Source organism: Sphingopyxis sp. BSN-002, assembly GCF_022024275.1.
Lineage (GTDB): Bacteria > Pseudomonadota > Alphaproteobacteria > Sphingomonadales > Sphingomonadaceae > Sphingopyxis.
Genome location: NZ_CP091804.1, coordinates 1,902,776 through 1,920,840 on the forward strand (window position 1 = coordinate 1,902,776; position 18,065 = coordinate 1,920,840).

Below are 18,065 nucleotides of genomic sequence, written 5' to 3' on the forward strand. Positions count from 1 at the left end.
TTGCTGTCCGGGTGGCGGGGTTGCCATCACGGGCCGGGGGGCCTAGTCTCGGCCCCAAGTGCACGTCCGCGCATCCGCGGGCGCGTGAGACAAAAGACAGGTTACGATAGCCATGCGGCAAATGGCAGCGCCATCAGGGCGATCGCCGCGGCCAGGTTCGAATATGGGCCCGCCGGCGAAGCGACGAAACAAGGGGGATGCTCCGCCCCGACCCGGTCCGGTCGTCCGGCCGCGGAGCTACGCCGCCATCGATCTCGGTACGAACAATTGCCGGCTGCTGATCGCGCGTCCGCAGGACGGCGAACTTGTCGTGATCGACGCTTTTTCGCGGATTGTCCGCCTTGGTGAAGGGCTTCACGCGACGGGCAGGATCAGCGAGGCCGCGATGGACCGCACCGTCGCCGCGCTTGCGATCTGCGCCGACAAGCTGCGCCGCCGCCACGTCACCCTGTCGCGCGCCGTCGCGACCGAGGCGTGCCGACGCGCCTCGAACGGCCGCGATCTCGCCGCGCGGGTGAAACAGGAAACCGGCATCGTCCTCGACATCATCTCGGCGGCCGAAGAGGCGCGACTCGCGGCGCTCGGCTGTCACAACCTTATGGAGCCCGGCGACGGCCCGGCGCTGATCTTCGACATCGGCGGCGGATCGACCGAACTGATGCACGTCGATGTCTCCGACCATGACGTGAAGATCCACGACTGGATCAGCGTCCCCTGGGGCGTTGTATCGCTGACCGAACATGCGCCGTGCGACGGCGACAGCCTGGGTGCGCGTCAGGCGAGCTATGCGCGCATGCGCGACGTGACGCGCGAGGCGTTCGCCGCCTTCTCGGCCCGTGCCGAACGGTTTGCCGGCCAGCCGCTGCGCCTGCTCGGCACCAGCGGAACGGTGACGACGCTCGCCAGCGTCTTCCTCGACCTGCCGCGCTACGACCGGCGCGCGGTCGACGGGCTGGTCGTCCCCTGCGACGCGATGCGCGATATCAGCCGCCGCCTTGCCGAGGCCAGCCTGGAAGACCGCGCGGAGATCGCGTGCATCGGCCGCGAGCGCGCCGACCTGGTCGTCGCGGGCTGCGCAATCCTCGAGAGCATCATCGACCTGTGGCCCGCCGCCCGCGTCGGCGTTGCCGATCGCGGTATCCGCGAGGGCATCCTTCGCACACTCGCCATGCAGGGCCGCGACGTTCCGGTTACCCGGCGCGAGTATCGCAAGTGACCGGCGGTGGAAAGAAGCCGGGCGGCGGCGGCAGGGGCGGCCTGCACGTCCGCGTCAAGACGGCGCGCAAGCGCAGCACATCGTCGACGCGCTGGCTGCAGCGCCAGCTGAACGATCCCTATGTCCGGCGCGCGCAGGCCGAAGGCTATCGCTCGCGCGCAGCGTACAAGCTGATCGAGCTCGACGAGAAATTCGGTTTCCTGAAAAAGGCCCGTGCCGTCGTCGATCTTGGAATTACCCCCGGCGGCTGGTCGCAGGTCGTGCGTCAGGCAAACCCCCGCGCGCGTGTCGCGGGGATCGACCTGCTCCATTGCGAGCCGATCGAGGGGGTCGAAATCCTCGAAATGGATTTTATGGACGATGCCGCTCCCAACAGGCTGATCGAGGCGCTGGGCAGCGCCCCCGATCTGGTGATCTCCGACATGGCGGCGAATACCGTCGGCCATCCGCAGACCGATCACCTCCGCACCATCGGGCTGGCCGAGACGGCCGCCGATTTCGCCGTGCAGAACCTGCTGCCGGGCGGCGCCTTTGTCGCCAAGGTGTTCGCGGGCGGTGCAGATCGCGAGTTGCTGACCGTGCTCAAGCAGAATTTCACGACCGTGAAGCACGCGAAACCCCCTGCCAGCCGCAAGGGCTCGCCGGAACTTTATGTGATCGCACAGGGCTTCAAGGGTCGCCGCGACGCGGATATGACGGCGGGCGATTGATTCTTTATTTTTTTCTGTGCGGGGGCACAGGCGGCCGATATCCGGGGGGTTGGATTTGATGCGTAAGCCGAAGCAATCGGTAGCTGTCGTGACGCTTGCCGCGCTGTTGCTCGCCTCGTGCGGCGGAGGCGGCGGGGGTAGCGGTGGAAGCGGCGGCGGCCCCGTGACGGTGACCCCGACGCCGACCCCCGCACCGACCGCAACCTGCGGCCTCGCGGCGCGCCAGGCCTTTGCCAAGGCGGTGATCGACGAATGGTACCTGTTCCCGGGCGACGTCGCGAACGGGGTCAATCCCGCCGGCTATGCCGACGTGCAGACCTATATCGACGCGCTGGTCGCGCCCGCACGCGCGCTCAGCAAGGACCGCTATTTCACCTACATCACCTCGATCGCCGAGGAGAATGCCTTCTTCAACAGCGGATCGAGCGCAGGGTTCGGCGTACGGCTGGTCTATGACGCCGGAAGCCAGAGCGTCGTCATCGCCGAAGCTTATGAGAACGCCCCTGCCTTTGGCGCGGGTATCGACCGCGGGACCCGGATCACCGCGATCGGGACGAGTACGGGCAATCTGCGAACGATTTCGGCGATCGTCGCGGCCGAAGGGACGAACGGGATCACGAACGCGCTCGGCCCCAGCGACCCGGGCGTGGCGCGCGTGCTGCGCATCACCGACGCCGGCGGAACACGCGACGTGACGGTGACCAAGGCGAACTACGATCTCGACCCGGTGTCCGACCGCTACGGCGCGAAGATCATCAGCGAGGGTGGCCGCAATTATGGCTATCTGAACCTGCGGACCTTCATTTCCTCGGCCAACCCGCAGCTCCGCGCCGCCTTCCTGAATTTCCGCAACCAGGGCATCACCGACGTGGTGATCGACCTGCGCTATAACGGTGGCGGGCTCGTCTCCACCGCCGAACTGTTCGGCGATCTGCTGGGACGCAACCGGACCTCGTCCGAACTTTTCTCGCAGACCAATTTCCGGCCGTCGAAATCGGCCGAGAACGAACGCCACTTCTTCGCGACGCAGCCCGAATCGATCGCGCCGACGCGGATCGCCTTCATCGGCACCGGATCGACCGCGTCGGCCAGCGAACTCGTGATCAACGGGATGCTGCCCTATCTCGGCACGAACATGACGCTGGTGGGCGGCAATACCTATGGCAAGCCGGTCGGGCAGATCGCGCTCGACAAGGCCGAATGCGACGACCGGATGCGTGTGATTGCCTTCTCGACAGGGAATGCGAGCAGTTCGGGCGATTATTTCAACGGTCTGGCGCCCAAGATCGCGAACAGCTGCGCCGCGGGTGACGACCTGAGCTTCCCGCTCGGCGACGTTCGCGAAGCCTCCGTACGCGCGGCGATCGACTTCCTCGCCGGGCGTGCCTGCACGACGCGGATCGCGGATGCCGGATCGGGGCTGTCGCCGCAAAGCCGCAACGTCCGCGTCCTCGCCGAACCCGAAATGCTGACCCCCGAAGCGCCGCGCGCCGCGCAACGCGAGCTGCCGGGGCTGTTCTAGGGTCTGGACTTTCGCGGACGGCCCATTATATACCGTCCGTTATGGAAATCGAGACTGCCACCCCTGTCAAAGGGCGCCCGCGCGAATTCTGTGTCGACAAGGCGCTTGCCGAAGCTCTGCACGTCTTTTGGGCGAAGGGCTATGACGGCGCGTCGATGGCCGACCTGACCGAGGCGATGGGGATCACCAAGCCGAGCCTCTATGCGGCGTTCGGCAACAAGGAAGCCCTGTTTCACAAGGCACTGGACCTCTATGAGTCCGAGAAACTCGAATATACCCGCGCCGCGTTGCAGCAGCCGACGGCACGCAAGGTCGCCGAATATTATCTGCGCGGCGGGGTTGATACCCATGCCGCCGAAGGCGAGCCGCAGGGCTGCATGGGCCTGATGAGCTCGCTTGCGTGCAGCCCCGAAGCCGAGTCGATCAAGGCCGATGTGATCAGCCGCCGTGCCTCGTCGCAGCGTGCGCTCGTCGAGCGCTTCGAGCAGGCAAAGCGCGATGGCGATCTGCCCGCGCATATCGATGCCGCGGGGCTCACCAGCTTTCTCTATGCGATCCTGCAGGGCATCACCGTCCAGGCCGGTGCCGGCGCCACGCGCGCCGAGCTGGAAAAGCTCGTCGACACCAGCCTTGCGCTGTGGCCGAGCGCCTGAGCCAAGCCCTGCTTTCCGCTGTCTAAAATATTCTATAACAGCCGGTACAAAACTCCTTGACAAGATGAACGGCGGGTTTATATACCGCTTAGTACAGATGGTCAGGGCGCTCCCGCCCCGCCGCCAGAAGCGAAGGGAAACGCCGATGTGCCACTGCGACTGCACCCGGGACTAGTCCGCTAGCCCAAACCTGACATCTTCCGGAATTTCGCGCTGACGCCCGCCGGGCGGCGGGCGGTTTCCCTCATCCAGAATCTCCCCTCGCCGGGCGCAAGTGTCCCCGGGGTTAGCGCCCCCTTGCGCCCGGCACTCCCGACAAAACCTTCCCCAGGAGGATCGAACCATGGCCTATCTTGCACTGAACGACGGGTTCGCCAGCGCCATCGCCGCCGCGAGCCCCAAGCACTTCGCCCCCGCGCTTCCCCCCGTGGCGCCGAAAGCCGATATTCCCGCCGGCTTTTCCGCGCTCGAGTGGTCGGTCGTGATGCTCGCGCGTCACGACCGGCCTTCGAGCCTGCGCGAACCGGGGCGCTTCCAGAAATTCCTCGGCAACCTGCTCGGCCACGGCTTCAACCGCCGCCTTGCCGACCCGAAGCTCGAGGCGCTGCGCCGTATGGCGGTGCTGACCTGGCACCACAGCTATTCGGTACCGAAACACGAGCTGCAGTCCTTCTTCGAAGCCGGCTTCAGTGCCGACCATTACGAACTGCTCGGCAAGCGCGTCGCCGAAGTGCACATCACCCGCCTCTTCCGAAAGTAAGAACAATGAACATGCTCTCCCCGATCCGGGGCGAGGAGACGGCCGAAGCCGCCCTCGTTCCCAATACCGATGACAATGCCAAGCGCGGCTGGCGCAATCGCGGCCTGAAATACGGCCTCCCCGTCGTGCTGCTGTTCGCCGCCGGCTGGGGCATCACCCACCGCGAGGCGCCGGCGAATGCCGCTCCGCCGGTTCCGGTTGTCACCGTCGCCGCGCCGCTGGTGCGCGACATCAACGAATGGGACGATTATGTCGGCCGCTTCGAAGCCGTGAATTCGGTCGAGGTGCGCCCGCGCGTGTCGGGCCAGCTCACCGGCGTCCACTTCACCGACGGCCAGATCGTCCGCAAGGGCCAGCTGCTCTTCACGATCGACCAGCGTCCGTTTGCCGCCGCGCTCGCCGAGGCGCGCGCCGAAGCGGCGAGTGCACGCAGCGACCTTGCGCTCGCGCAGACCAACCTCGCCCGCGCCAACCGCCTTGTCGCCGACGATGCGGTGTCGCAAAGCGATCTCGACCAGCTCAACGCCCGGGTGCGCGCGGCCTCGGCGAGCCTCGCCGCCGCCGATGCGCGCGTCCGGTCGCGCTCGCTCGACATGGAGTTCACGCAGGTCCGCGCGCCGATCAGCGGGCGCATCTCCGACCGCCGTGTCGACGCTGGCAATCTCGTCGCCGCGGGCGAAGGCAGCGCCGGCAGCCTGCTGACGACGATCAACGCGCTCGACCCCATCTATTTCAGCTTCAACGGCTCCGAAGGCCTGTTCCTGAAGGCCAAGCGCGCGCAGGAAGAAGGCGCCAAGGGATCCGAGGTGCAGGTCAAGCTGCAGGACGAGGCGAACTACAGCCGCACCGGCAAGCTCGACTTCACCGACAACGGCATCGACCCGCGCTCGGGCACGATCCGCGGCCGCGCGGTGATTGCGAACCCCGACCTGTTCCTGTCGCCCGGCATGTTCGGCAACATGCGCCTGTCGAGCGGCGCAAAGGAACGCGCGCTGCTCGTCCCCGATGCGGCAATCCAAACCGACCAGGCGCGCAAGACGCTGCTGGTGGTCGGCAAGGACGGCCAGGTCGCGGTGCGCGAGGTCCAGCTCGGCCCCGTCGTCGACGGCCTGCGCGTCGTGCGCGGCGGCGTCACGCCGACCGACCGCATCGTGATCGTCGGCACCCAGCTCGCGCAGCCCGGCAGCAAGGTCCAGACACGCGCCGGCAAGATCGCGCCGGTTGCCGAGACCGCCGCACCCCCGAGCACCGCGCTCGTCGGCGAAGCGACCTTCGCACGCTGATCTGGCGCGCGCTGATTTGAGTTAGCCCCTCCCGCAAGCGGGAGGGGTGGGGGCGGGAGCCGGCGGTTTCACGTTGCGCCGGCGGCTCCCGTCCGCCGCATCCCTTCCCGACGGAAGGGCTGATTTTCGACCCGATTTTTCAACGATCCTCCAATCCGGGGAGCCCGTCATGCGTCTTTCGCGCTTTTTCATCATGCGCCCGATCTTTGCCGCGGTCATCGCGGTGATCATCACCCTCGTCGGCGCGATCGCCTATTGGTCGCTGCCTGTCTCGCAATATCCCGACATCGTTCCGCCAACGGTCACGGTCACCGCCAACTATCCCGGCGCGTCGGCCGAGACCGTCGCCGAGACGGTGGCGACGCCGATCGAGCAGGAAATCAACGGCGTCGACAACATGCTCTACCAGTCGAGCCAGTCGACCGGCGACGGCACGGTGACGATCACCGTGACCTTCAAGATCGGCACCGACCTCGACGCCGCGCAGGTGCTGGTGCAGAACCGCGTCGCGATCGCGGTGCCGCGCTTGCCCGAAGAGGTGCAGCGGCTCGGCGTCGTGACGCGCAAGACCTCGCCCGACTTCCTGATGGTCGTGAACCTCGTCTCGCCCGACAAGTCGCTCGATCGCTCGTACCTTTCCAACTATGCGCTGACCCAGCTCAAGGACCGCCTCAGCCGTATCGACGGGGTCGGCGACGTTCGCCTGTTCGGCGCGCGCGACTATGCGATGCGCGTGTGGATCGATCCCACGCGCGCTGCTGCGCTGAACCTGACCGCGGGCGAGATCGTGGCGGCGCTGCGCGCGCAGAATGTGCAGGTCGCGGCGGGCTCGCTCGGCCAGCCGCCCTACGCCAGCGGCAACGCCTATCAGCTCAACGTCGAGACGCAGGGCCGCCTTGCCGACCCGCAGCAATTCGCCGATGTCGTGATCCGCACCGACGCCGACGGGCGGCAGGTGCGCGTCGCCGACGTGGCGCGCGTCGAGCTCGGCGCGTCGGACTATAACAGCAACACCTATCTCTCGGGCGACCCGACGGTGATCCTCGCGGCGTTCCAGCGCCCGGGATCGAACGCGCTCGAAGCCGCGAAGGCGATCGAGACCGAGATGGAGGCTGCGTCGAAGAACTTCCCCAAGGGCCTCGAGTATCGCGTCATCTATAACCCCACCAAGTTCATCGAGCAGTCGATCGACGCGGTGAAGGACACGCTGATCGAGGCGATGGTCCTCGTGGTCATCGTGATCCTGGTGTTCCTGCAGAAATGGCGCGCCGCGGTGATCCCGATCGTCGCCATTCCCATATCGCTCGTCGGCACCTTCACCGTGCTCGCGGCGTTCGGCTACAGCCTCAACAACCTCTCGCTCTTCGGACTCGTGCTCGCGATCGGCATCGTCGTCGACGACGCGATCGTCGTGGTCGAGAATGTCGAGCGCAACCTCGAACGCGGGCTGTCGTCGCTGAAGGCCGCGCAGACCTCGATGGACGAGGTGTCGGGCGCACTCGTCGCGATCGTCCTCGTGCTCTGCGCGGTGTTCGTGCCGACCCTGTTCCTGACCGGCCTGTCGGGCGCCTTCTACCAGCAGTTCGCGGTGACGATCTCGACCGCGACGATCATCTCGCTGATCGTCTCGCTGACGCTGTCGCCCGCGCTCGCCGCGATCCTGCTGAAGCCGCACGCGGCGCCCGCCAGGCCCTCGCGCATCCGCGAACTGGCCCAGCGCGCCGGCGACGCCTTCAACGAGGCGTTCGAGAAGATGAGCAATGCCTATGCGTCGCTCACCGACCGGCTCGTCCGGCGGCCGAAGCGGATGATGATCACCTATGGCGGCCTGATCGCCGCCACGGCGGGCCTGTTCTGGGCGACGCCGACGGGCTTCATCCCGGCGCAGGATCAGGGCTATTTCCTCGCCGTCGTCCAGCTGCCCCCCGGCGCCTCGGTCGAACGCACCGACGCGGCGCTCCGCAAGGTCGCCGAGCGGATCCTGCCCAACAAGGGTATCCTCGGTTCGGTGATGCTCGCGGGCTTCGACGGACCGTCGCAGACGCTCGCCCCGAACGCGGCCGCGGCTTACTTCCCGCTCAAGAGTTTCGAGGAGCGCCAGAAACTCGGCGTCAGCTTCGACGAGATCATGAACGAAGCGCGCGCCGACGTCGCCGACATCACCGAAGCGCGCGTGATCGTGATCCCGCCGCCGCTGATCCAGGGCATCGGCTCGGCCGGCGGCTACCGGATGATGGTGCAGGATCGCGGCGGCCACGGATACCAGAAGCTGGCCGAGGAATCGGGCAAGCTGATCGGCAAGGCGAACGAAACGCAGGGTCTGGCGCAGGTCTTCACCTTCTTCGACACCGGAAGCCCGCGCGTCTATGCCGACATCGACCGCGCCAAGGCCAATCTGCTCGGCGTCCCCCCCGAACGCGTGTTCGAGACGCTGCAGGTCTATCTGGGGTCGGCGTTCGTCAACGACTTCAACCTGCTCGGCCGCACCTATCGTGTGACCGCGCAGGCCGACGCGCCCTTCCGCCAGTCGGTCGCCGACATCGCGAACCTCCAGACGCGTTCGAACACCGGCGAGATGGTACCGATCGGTTCGGTCGCGACCTTCAAGGACAAGACCGGTCCGTACCGCGTCGTCCGTTACAACCTCTACCCCGCGGTCGAGGTCGATGGCGACACCGCGCCGGGATATTCGTCGGGCGCGTCGCTGACAACGATGGAGAAGCTGGCGGCGGACAATCTGCCCGCAGGCTATGGCACCGAATGGACCGGCATCGCCTATCAGCAGAAGGCGGCGGGCAGCACGGCGGCGCTCGTCTTCGCGCTGGCGGTCGTGTTCGTCTTCCTCGTGCTGGCAGCACAGTATGAGAGCCTGACGCTGCCGCTGTCGATCATCCTGATCGTGCCGATGTGTCTGTTCGCGGCGATGGTCGGCGTCAATCTGCGCGGGATGGACAATAATGTCCTGACGCAGATCGGGCTCGTCGTCCTCATCGCGCTCGCGGCAAAGAATGCGATCCTGATCGTCGAATTCGCCAAGCAGGCCGAAGAACAGGATGGTCTGTCGCCGGTCGAAGCCGCCGTTCGCGCCGCACGCGACCGCCTGCGCCCGATCCTGATGACCAGCTTTGCCTTCATCCTCGGCGCGGTGCCGTTGCTGATCGCGAGCGGTGCAGGCGCGGAGCTCCGTCAGGCGCTCGGCACCGCGGTCTTCTTCGGCATGATCGGCGTGACGGCGTTCGGCCTCCTCTTCACCCCCACCTTCTATGTCGTCTGCCGCGCGCTCGGCGACCGTATCGCGACCCTGCGTGGCCGCGGCGGCGCTGCCGAACCCGCGCTGCAGCCGGCCGAATAAGGAGCATTGCAATGCGCAATTTTCTGATCGCAACCGTATCCGCGTTCACGCTTGCCGCGTGCGCGGTCGGGCCGGACTACGCCCGCCCTACTCCCCCTGTGGCGTCGTCCGGCCCGTTCCTCTCGACGCGTGACGGCGTGACGAACACCGCCCCGGCTGATGCCGAATGGTGGCGGCTCTACAAGGATCCGGTGCTCGACGGCCTCGTCACCGACGCCCTCGCCGCGAACACCGACGTCCGCGTCGCGGTCGCGCGGATCGCCAAGGCGCGCGCGAGCCTGCGCGAAGTCCGCGGCGACCGCCTGCCCTCAACCAACCTCAGTGCAGGCGCGACCTATGGCCGCGTCAGCGAGGGGCAGGTGCCCCCCGGCGCCGACCGGACCGGCTGGCAGGTCGATGCCGGGCTTACCGTCGGATATGAGGTTGACCTGTTCGGCCGCGTGTCGCGTGGGATCGAGGCGGCGCGCGGCGATGTCGCCGCCGCCGAGGCGGATGCCGACGCGGTACGCGTCACCGTCGCCGCCGAAACCGCGCGCGCCTATGCCGACGCCGCATCGGCGGCCGAACGGCTCGGTGTCGCCGAGCGGATCGTCGCACTGCTCGACAAATCGGTCGCGCTGACCGCGCGCCGTGCCGAGGTGGGCCTGACGACGAAGCTCGACACCGCACGCGTCGCGGCGCTGCGCGACCAGCGCGCCGCCGACATCCCGGCGATCGCCGCCGAGCGCGATGCCGCGCTGTTCCGCCTCGCGACACTGACCGGCCGCGCCCCCGCCGAACTGCCGCCGATCGCGGCGGCGCGGACGACGACGCTGCGCCTCGACCAGCCGATCCCGGTCGGCGACGGCGCCGCGCTGCTCGCACGCCGTCCCGATGTGGCTGCGGCCGAACGCCGCCTCGCCGCGTCGACCGCGCGCATCGGCGTCGCGACGTCCGATCTCTATCCGAAGATCACGCTCGGCGGCTCGGTCGGCCAGACGAGCGGCGGCCTCGGCGATCTGTTCGGTGGCGGGCCGCTGCGCTGGCTGCTCGGCCCGCTGATCAACTGGAACTTCCTCAATCAGGAAGGTGCGCGCGCGCGCATCGCGGGGGCGGAGGCCGATACGCAGGCGTCGCTCGCCACGTTCGACGGCACCGTGCTGCGCGCGCTCGAGGAAACCGAGACGGCACTATCCTCCTATGCGCATATGCTCGATCGCCGCACCGCGCTGCAATCGGCGCGCGATCAGGCCGAGATTGCCGTGAAGATCACCCGCGCGCAGCAGCGCGAGGGGCAGATCGACGGGCTCGTCGCGCTCGACGCCGAACGCACCTTCGCCGAAGCCGAAGCCTCGCTTGCGCTGGCCGACGCGCGCATCGCCGATGCGCAGGTCGACGTATTCCGCGCGCTTGGCGGGCGGTGGGCCAAGAGCTAGACGGGCTGCTTCTTCCGGACGATCGTCTGGGCGTTGGTATATTCGAGCAGGCCGTCGAGCCCGCCCTCGACGCCGACGCCCGATTGTTTCATGCCGCCGAACGCCGCGGTGGGCGAGAGATGCTGGGTCTCGTTGACCCAGACGGTGCCGCTCGCGATGCGTTGCGCGATCTCGAACGCCTTGTTCTCGTCGCGGCCCCAGACCGATCCGCCGAGGCCGTAGTCGGTGGCGTTGGCGCGCGTGATGACATCGTCATAATCGTCAAACCTGATCAGCGGCAGTACGGGGCCGAACTGCTCCTCCTGCACGATGCGGCTGTCCTCGGGCGGGTTGTCGAGAATGGTGACCGGGATGAAATAGCCCGGCACATCGGCCGCCTCGCCACCGACGAGGAACTTGTAGCCCTTGTCCTTCGCATCCTGAATCAACTCGAGGACGCGGCGATACTGCGCCTCGTTGTTGATCGGGCCGATCTGGGTTCCCTGTTCGGATCCGTCGCCGACCTTCACCGTTTTCGCATAGGCGACGAGCGCGTCCTTCAGCGGCTCGTAAATGTCCTTGTGCACATACATGCGCTTGGTCGCGATGCAGATCTGGCCATTGTTGCGGAACGCAGCCCAGAACAGTTCCTCGGCAACCTTTTCGACGTCGATGTCGGGCATGACGATCGCGGCGTCGTTGCCGCCGAGTTCGAGCGTGACGCGCTTCAGCGTCGGCGCGGCCGATTCCATCACGCGCCGTCCGGTTGCGGTCGAGCCAGTGAAGCTGATCTTGTCGAAGCCTTTATGGCTCGTCATCCACGGGCCGAGCGCGTCACCGCCGGTGATGATGTTGAGCACGCCGGGCGGGAGGATATCCTTCACCAACTCGCCGAATTTGAGCGTCGCGAGCGGGGTGAAAGGCGAGGGTTTCAGCACCATCGTGTTGCCCGCGAGCAGCGCGGGACCGACCTTGAACATCGCCAGGATCATCGGGAAATTCCACGGCGCGATCGCCCCGACGACGCCGATCGGGACGTGACGCGTCTCGCTGTACCGCTCGTCGCTGTCCTCGTTGACCGTCACCGGCAGGTCGAGGCTCGACGCGCCCATCAACCAGTAACCCGCCCCCATGATCTCGCCCTCGGCCTCGGCGTGCGGTTTGCCCTGTTCGGCGGTCAGCAGGCGCTTGAAGGCGTCGGCATTGGCGAACACCGCCTGCCCCATCGCGTTCAGCGCCGCCTTTCGCTCTTCGATCGGGGTCGCGGCCCAGCCCGGAAAGGCGGCGCGTGCCGCGGTAATCGCGCGGTCAAGGTCATCAGGGGTCGCATCGGGGACGCTGCCGATCACCTGTTCGGTCGCGGGGTTGAGTACGTCGAAGCGGGCGCTGCCGCCGTCGAGCTTGCCGCCGATCAGCATCGCATAGTCACGGTCGAAATCCATCGTCTCTCTCCTTCGGTTCGCCCCGGGACGGCGTCAGCTTCTTGATCTGTCGGTGTGCGATTGTCCGCACACCATGTTTTCACAACTCCCAAAAAGAGGGGAGTCGTTTCAGGGTATCAGAACGACCTTGATGCACTCGCCGCGCGCCTGTGCCGCGACGGCTTCGTTGATGCGGTTGAGCGGGAAGGTCTTGATGAGCTGATCGAAGGGGAAGCGCCCCGCGGCGTGATGCGCGATCAGTTCGGGAATGAAGATTTGCGGGTCGCTGTCGCCCTCGATGATCCCGATGATGCGGTGCCCTGGGGTCATCAGCCCGGCGATCCGGACGCTGAGCGCAGCATCGGCCTTGGCCGGCACGCCGACGAGGCCGATCGCGCCATGGCTGCCGAGCGCAGCGAGCCCCGCCTCGATCACCGGGACGACGCCGCTCGTGTCAAAGGCGAAGTCGACACCGGTGGGCACGATCGCGCGCAACGCTTCGGCAAGGTCGCCTTCGGCGGCAGGGTCGATCACATGCGTTGCGCCAAGCTTCGTCGCGATTTCGCGCCGCGCCGCGATCGGCTCGACGAGAATGATCGTTGCACAGCCCTGAATGACCGCGCCCATCACCGCCGCGAGCCCGACCGGGCCGCCACCGAAGATCGCGATGCTCGATCCGGCGGGACAGGCGAGCGAGTTCATCACCCCGCCGGCGCCGGTCTGGAAGCCGCAACCGAGCGGCCCGAGCAGTTCGAGCGCGACCTTCGACGTGTCGACCTTCACCACGTTGCGCGCGCGGGTGACGGTGAGCGCCGAAAAGGAGGACTGGCCGAAGAAATGCGACGTGACCCGCTCGCCGTCCTTCGCATAGGCGGTCGAGCCGTCGTCGAGGCGCATTCCGGCATAGTTCAGCGGCACGAAGCTCTGGCAATAGCTCGGCAAATGTTCGTCGCAGCGCGGGCAGGCGCCGCAGCTCGAGAAACCGACGACGACCTCGTCGCCGATGCCGAGGCCCTCGACGCCTTCGCCGATCGCCTCGACCACCCCCGACCCTTCATGGCCGAGCACACCGGGCAGCGCGAAGGGCGCGAACTGGTCGCGGAAGATCAGGTCGGTGTGACAGAGGCCGACGCCGGCGATCCGGACGCGCACCTCGCCGGCACGCGGCGCCTCCACCTCGATCGCCTCGATCGTGAACTCGCCCCCGGGCTGGCGCACCACGGCCGCCGTTGCTTCGGTCATACTCTTCTCCGTTCAGTGAAGTCCGCGCCGTTCCTGCTGACGATAGTCGCTCGGCGCCATGCCGAACCAGGCGCGGAAGGCGCGGCTGAAATGGCTCTGGCTGGTGAAGCCCGCCGCCTCCGACAGCGCGGCGAGGCTGAGGTCGGTCTGGACGAGCATCTGTTGCGCGCGGTCGAGCCGCGCCTTCATCACATATTGATGCGGCGAAATGCCCGTCGCCTTCTTGAACAGGCGGCAGAAGTGCGAGGGCGTGACCCCCGCGACCGCCGCCATCGCCTCAAGGCTGTGCTCTTCGGCCGGGTTGGCGAGCACGGCGTTCATGATCTTGTGGAGCCGGTAGGCCGAGAAGTCCGAGACCGGAATCTCGGTCGGATTGCCGTGGGCGGGCGGGCCCGAGAGGATATGCGCCTTCAGCGCACCCACCATCGCGGCGACGTAAGCCGTCCGTTCCTCCGCCTGCGGCGCATAGAGTTCGGAGAGAATCTGGCGCGTCAGCGCGACGCCGAGCGGGTCGGCGAAGGCGAAGCGCATCTTGCTGAACTGGTCGGCATGCGGTTGTCCCGCGAGAACGTCCGACGACATCGACAGCGTCACGACGTCGAGTTCGCCGTCGACGAGCCAGCCGGTCGGCATCCCCGCGGGGACGATCGTCGCGCAGCCGGGGATCGAACTGGTCTCGGTCCAGCCATCGCGATCCCAGGTCTTGACCTGCGGCTTGCCCGCGACATGGACGGTGAAGATCGGTTGCGGCAGCGCGGGCAAGGTATAGCTGCCGACGAACTGGCGCCAGCGGCAGAGCGACCAGCCGTCGCCGATCGATCCCATCTCGACATCGGGCGCGCGGCCGAGCACGTCGCAGATGATCTCCTTGTTATCCCAGACGCTCGCTTGTTGCATTTCCGGTCCCTCAGGCCACCAGCCTGACCTCGAGCCGCTTGAAGCCGTTGATGAAGTTCGACCGCACGCGCCTCGGCTCTCCGATGATCTCGATCCGCCGAACATGGCGCGCCATTTCGGCAAAGGCGAGTCGCAATTGCATCTCGGCGAGTCGCGATCCGACGCAGACATGCACACCCGCGCCGAAGGCCAGATGCTGGCGGATCGGGCGCGCGATGTCGAAAGCGTCGGGATTTTCGAAGATCGAAGGGTCGCGGTTGCCGGCCGGATAGAAGACGACGACCTTGTCCCCCTTGCGGATCTGCCGACCGCCCAGCTCGGTATCGCGCGTGGCGGTGCGGCGCATGTGGATGACGGGGCTCGCATGGCGGACCATTTCCTTGACCGCGTTCGGCAGGAGGCCCGGATCGGCACGGATCGCATCCCATTGATCGGGATTGCCCGCAAAGGCGATCAGGCTGTGGTTGATCGAATTGCGCGTCGTCTCGTTCCCGCCGACGAGCGCGAGGATCAGGTTGCCGACGAAATCGCCGAGCGGGACGGGCTGTCCATGAATCTCGGTGTTGGCGAGCAGCGAGGCGATGTCGGGACCGGGGTTCGCGCGCCGCTCCTCGAACAGCGCCGAGGCGAAGCCGATAAACTCGCCCATCACCGCCGCCATCGCTTCGGGCGACTGACGGAAATCGGGGTCGTCCTCACCGACGAAGGCATCGGTCCAGCGATGGAGATCGTGCCACATCTCGGTCGGCACGCCGAGCAACTCGGCGAGCGTGAGCAAGGGAAGCGGGACGGTGAGCAGCGGGAGAATGTCGACCGTCTCGTTCAGCGGCACGTCGGCGAACAGCCGCTCGACCCGCCCGGCGATACGCGCCTCGATCCCTTCGAGTCGCGCGGGCGACAGCGCGGGCATCACGAACTTGCGATATTGGGTGTGCGTCGGCGGGTCGCGCGAGATGAAGGGGATGCCGATCGCCGATTCCCCCGCCCCGGTCAGCCCGACCTCATTCTCGTTGAAAATGCGGTGCCCGCCATTTTCGTGCGCCGAGGAGAAGAGATCGGCCTGCCGCGACACCGTGATGATATCGTCGAACCCCAGCACCGCCCAGAAACCCGCGCCATCACTCTCGGGGTTCCAGTGGACCGAACCCGCAGCGCGCAGCGCCGCGAGCTCGGCATGGGGCATGCCGCCGACATAGAGGTCGGGGTCCTTGAGATCGGTCATGTCAGAAGCTGTAGCGGAGGCTGACGCCGTAGGTGCGCGGCGCCGACGGCACGAGGAAGTTGTATGGGAATCCCGCACCGCGAAGGTCGAGTCCATAGCCATAGGTCTTGCGGTCGAAGAGGTTGTTCGCGAAGGCGCGGATCGTCAGCGCGTCGTTCGACCAGCTGAGCGAGGCATTGACCTTGGCGTTCGCGCCCTGCTGCAACTCGCTGTTCACCTGCGGCGAGCCCGGCGCGTTGATCGTGTTGAAGGGCGAGAAATATTGGCGGCTCGAATAGGCCATGTTCGGCGCGAAGGTGATCGTGCCGCCCGCGACCTCGACCACATCCCAGTCGAAGCCGAGCTGCGCCGTCAGTTTCGGCGCGAAGGGCAGTTCGTTCCCCGACAGGTCCGCCCCCTGCAGCGTCAATTCCTTGTACTTCGAATGCAGCCAGCCGAGCGAGGCGTTGACGCGGAATCCGTCGGTCGGACGCAACGTCGTCTCGACCTCCAGCCCGTAAACCTCCGACGACGGCGCATTGATGAGGAAGGAAACCGGTCCCGCGCGCGTGTCCTGAAGCTGCTGGTTCGAATAATCGTAATAGAAGGCCGAGGCCGCGTAAGTGAGCAGGCGCCCGCCCGCGCGGCCCTTGATTCCGACCTCATAGGCATTGACGCGCTCGGGCTCGATATAGCCGATGCCGCTCGATGAGGTGTAGCCGCCACCGTTGACCGCGCCCGCGCGGTAGCCGCGGTTATAGCTCGCATAGACCAGCGGACCGTCATCGAAGGCGTAGCTGAGCGCGATGCGCCCGGTCAGCGCATTGTTGGTATCGGCGAGCGCAAAGCGCGCATCCGGATCATAGGCACAGGTACCCGCGACACCGGCGCACGGAACCGTCGTCGCGATCGGCGTCTGCGGGTCGTCGACCCCGCCGACGAACAGGTAAGCGAAGGCGTCGTCGTAGCGCGACTTGTCCTTGGTATAGCGCGCGCCCAGCGTCAGCACGAGCTTCTCGGTCAGGTCGATGTCGGCCTGCCCGAAGACGGCGTAGCTTTTGCGAACCTGCCGGTAATGCTGGAAGAAGCCGCCCGCCGGGGGAAGCGGAAGGTTGAAGGTATTGTCGGTGATATTGCGGTCCCAGCCATAGAAGAGGCCACCGACAAAGGTGATGCCGTCGCCGTCATAGTTGGCGCGCAGCTCCTGGCTGAACTGGCGATATTTCGAGCGCCAGTTGATATCGAGGATGTCGATCGGCGCGCCGTCGGCTGCCTGCTGGAGGTTCTGCTTGCCGCCGTCGTAGCTGGTGATCGAGGTCAGGCTGAGCGTGTCCGACAGTTCGAGGCCGATATTGCCCGAAAAGCCCCACGCGTCGGTGCGGTTCTCGCCGATCCGGTTCTCGTTGGTCTCGAAAAAGCCGAGCCCGGTGCGGAAGGCATCGAGGCCGTGCACCGCCGCCTGCGTCCCGCGGTCACGCCCGCCATAGGCGCGTAGGGTGATATCGAGCGTTTCGGTCGGCTTGACGCGCAGCGAGGCGCGACCCTGCAGCGTGTCAACCGAGGCGGCGTCGCGGCCGCCGGGGAAGACATTCCTTATCTGCCCGTCGCCCTTGGCGTAATTCACCGCGAGACGGAGCCCCGCGACATCCTCGGCGAGGGTCGCTTCGGCCGCGCCTTGTGCGGTGACCGTATCGAAATTGGCGTAGCCGAGCTGCAGATAGCCGTTCGTTCCCGACAGGTCGGGCTTTTTGGTGATGAAGTTGATCGCACCGCCAGTGGTGTTGCGCCCGAACAGTGTCCCCTGCGGACCGCGCAGCACCTCGATGCGGTCGAGGTCGAAGAGCCCCATGCCGTGACTGGTACGCGGCGCCAGATAGACGTCGTCGAGATAGACTCCGACCGGCGAGGCCTGGTTGCTGTTATATTCGTTCGCGACCCCGATACCGCGCAGCGAGAAGTTCGGCTGCGTATCGCCATAGGGGCTGTTGATCTGAAGATTGGGCACCGCATCGCCGAGCTGCGCCGAATTGGTGATCCCGCGTTCCGCCAGCGTGTCCCCGCCGAGCGCGGTGACCGCGAGCGGCACGTCGAGCAAGGATTGTTCGCGGCGCTGCGCGGTGACGACGATATCGCCGTCGCTTGCGCTGCTCCCGTCTGCGGGCGGCGCCTCCTGCGCCAGCGCCATCGTCGACGTCGAAACGGCCAGTGCCGCAAGAAATGCGCGTGCAAATGACATGCCTGCCATCATCCTTCTCCCGATACCAAGGCTTCTGCGAGCCTCCATCGGGAGAAAACTAGGGATCGTACCCTGCTTTGGCTTTAGCCGGGCTTGCAACGGGTTTTGACATTTCTTGCGCACGGCGCGCGCGCGAAATTCCCTTGCCGGAAGCTCTTCGGCAACCATATCAGAAGCT

13 protein-coding genes are annotated in these 18,065 nt (G+C 66.7%); 8 read left to right on the top strand and 5 right to left on the bottom strand.

Features of this window, described 5'->3' with window-relative positions:
* The first annotated feature begins 163 nt into the window (after window positions 1-163).
* The 8 genes from L7H23_RS09390 to L7H23_RS09425 all read left to right on the top strand — a co-directional run bounded on the left by L7H23_RS09390 (window position 164) and on the right by L7H23_RS09425 (window position 10,911).
* Window positions 164-1,216, top strand: coding sequence for a Ppx/GppA phosphatase family protein (locus tag L7H23_RS09390; RefSeq protein WP_237835626.1), 1,053 nt, complete (start codon window positions 164-166; stop codon window positions 1,214-1,216).
* Entirely contained in the window at window positions 1,213-1,926 is a 714-nt protein-coding gene (locus tag L7H23_RS09395; RefSeq protein ID WP_237835627.1) for an RlmE family RNA methyltransferase, read from the top strand. Before L7H23_RS09390 ends, L7H23_RS09395 begins: the two co-directional genes overlap by 4 nt.
* 58 nt (window positions 1,927-1,984) lie before the next feature.
* Window positions 1,985-3,448 carry a S41 family peptidase gene (locus L7H23_RS09400; RefSeq protein ID WP_237835628.1) on the top strand — a complete coding sequence of 488 codons (1,464 nt, stop codon included), beginning with the start codon at window positions 1,985-1,987 and terminating at the stop codon, window positions 3,446-3,448.
* Between the two features lie 41 nt (window positions 3,449-3,489).
* The gene (locus L7H23_RS09405; RefSeq protein ID WP_237835629.1) at window positions 3,490-4,101 is read left to right on the top strand and encodes a TetR/AcrR family transcriptional regulator; all 612 of its coding nucleotides are present in this window, start codon (window positions 3,490-3,492) and stop codon (window positions 4,099-4,101) included.
* 343 nt (window positions 4,102-4,444) lie between these two features.
* A complete protein-coding gene (locus L7H23_RS09410; protein ID WP_237835630.1) occupies window positions 4,445-4,861 on the top strand; it encodes a hypothetical protein in 417 nt (138 codons plus the stop codon).
* A 5-nt stretch (window positions 4,862-4,866) separates the two neighbouring features.
* Window positions 4,867-6,144, top strand: a complete 1,278-nt coding sequence (locus tag L7H23_RS09415) for an efflux RND transporter periplasmic adaptor subunit (protein ID WP_237835631.1) — start codon at window positions 4,867-4,869, stop codon at window positions 6,142-6,144.
* A 169-nt stretch (window positions 6,145-6,313) separates the two neighbouring features.
* Window positions 6,314-9,496, top strand: a complete 3,183-nt coding sequence (locus L7H23_RS09420; protein ID WP_237835632.1) for a multidrug efflux RND transporter permease subunit — start codon at window positions 6,314-6,316, stop codon at window positions 9,494-9,496.
* A gap of 11 nt (window positions 9,497-9,507) precedes the next feature.
* Window positions 9,508-10,911, top strand: a complete 1,404-nt coding sequence (locus L7H23_RS09425; RefSeq protein ID WP_237835633.1) for a TolC family protein — start codon at window positions 9,508-9,510, stop codon at window positions 10,909-10,911.
* Here L7H23_RS09425 and L7H23_RS09430 read toward each other — a convergent pair.
* From L7H23_RS09430 to L7H23_RS09450, 5 genes are all read right to left on the bottom strand, one after another.
* Window positions 10,908-12,332 (bottom strand): aldehyde dehydrogenase family protein, encoded by a 1,425-nt coding sequence (locus L7H23_RS09430; protein WP_237835634.1) that lies wholly within the window; start codon window positions 12,330-12,332, stop codon window positions 10,908-10,910. The genes L7H23_RS09425 and L7H23_RS09430 overlap by 4 nt on opposite strands.
* A gap of 108 nt (window positions 12,333-12,440) precedes the next feature.
* A complete protein-coding gene (locus L7H23_RS09435; RefSeq protein WP_237835635.1) occupies window positions 12,441-13,553 on the bottom strand; it encodes an NAD(P)-dependent alcohol dehydrogenase in 1,113 nt (370 codons plus the stop codon).
* Between the two features lie 12 nt (window positions 13,554-13,565).
* Window positions 13,566-14,450, bottom strand: coding sequence for an AraC family transcriptional regulator (locus tag L7H23_RS09440; protein ID WP_237835636.1), 885 nt, complete (start codon window positions 14,448-14,450; stop codon window positions 13,566-13,568).
* Between the two features lie 10 nt (window positions 14,451-14,460).
* Window positions 14,461-15,672, bottom strand: a complete 1,212-nt coding sequence (locus L7H23_RS09445; protein WP_237835637.1) for a cytochrome P450 — start codon at window positions 15,670-15,672, stop codon at window positions 14,461-14,463.
* Window position 15,673: 1 nt separating this feature from the next.
* The gene (locus tag L7H23_RS09450) at window positions 15,674-17,887 is read right to left on the bottom strand and encodes a TonB-dependent receptor (RefSeq protein ID WP_237835638.1); all 2,214 of its coding nucleotides are present in this window, start codon (window positions 17,885-17,887) and stop codon (window positions 15,674-15,676) included.
* Window positions 17,888-18,065: the final 178 nt, after the last annotated feature.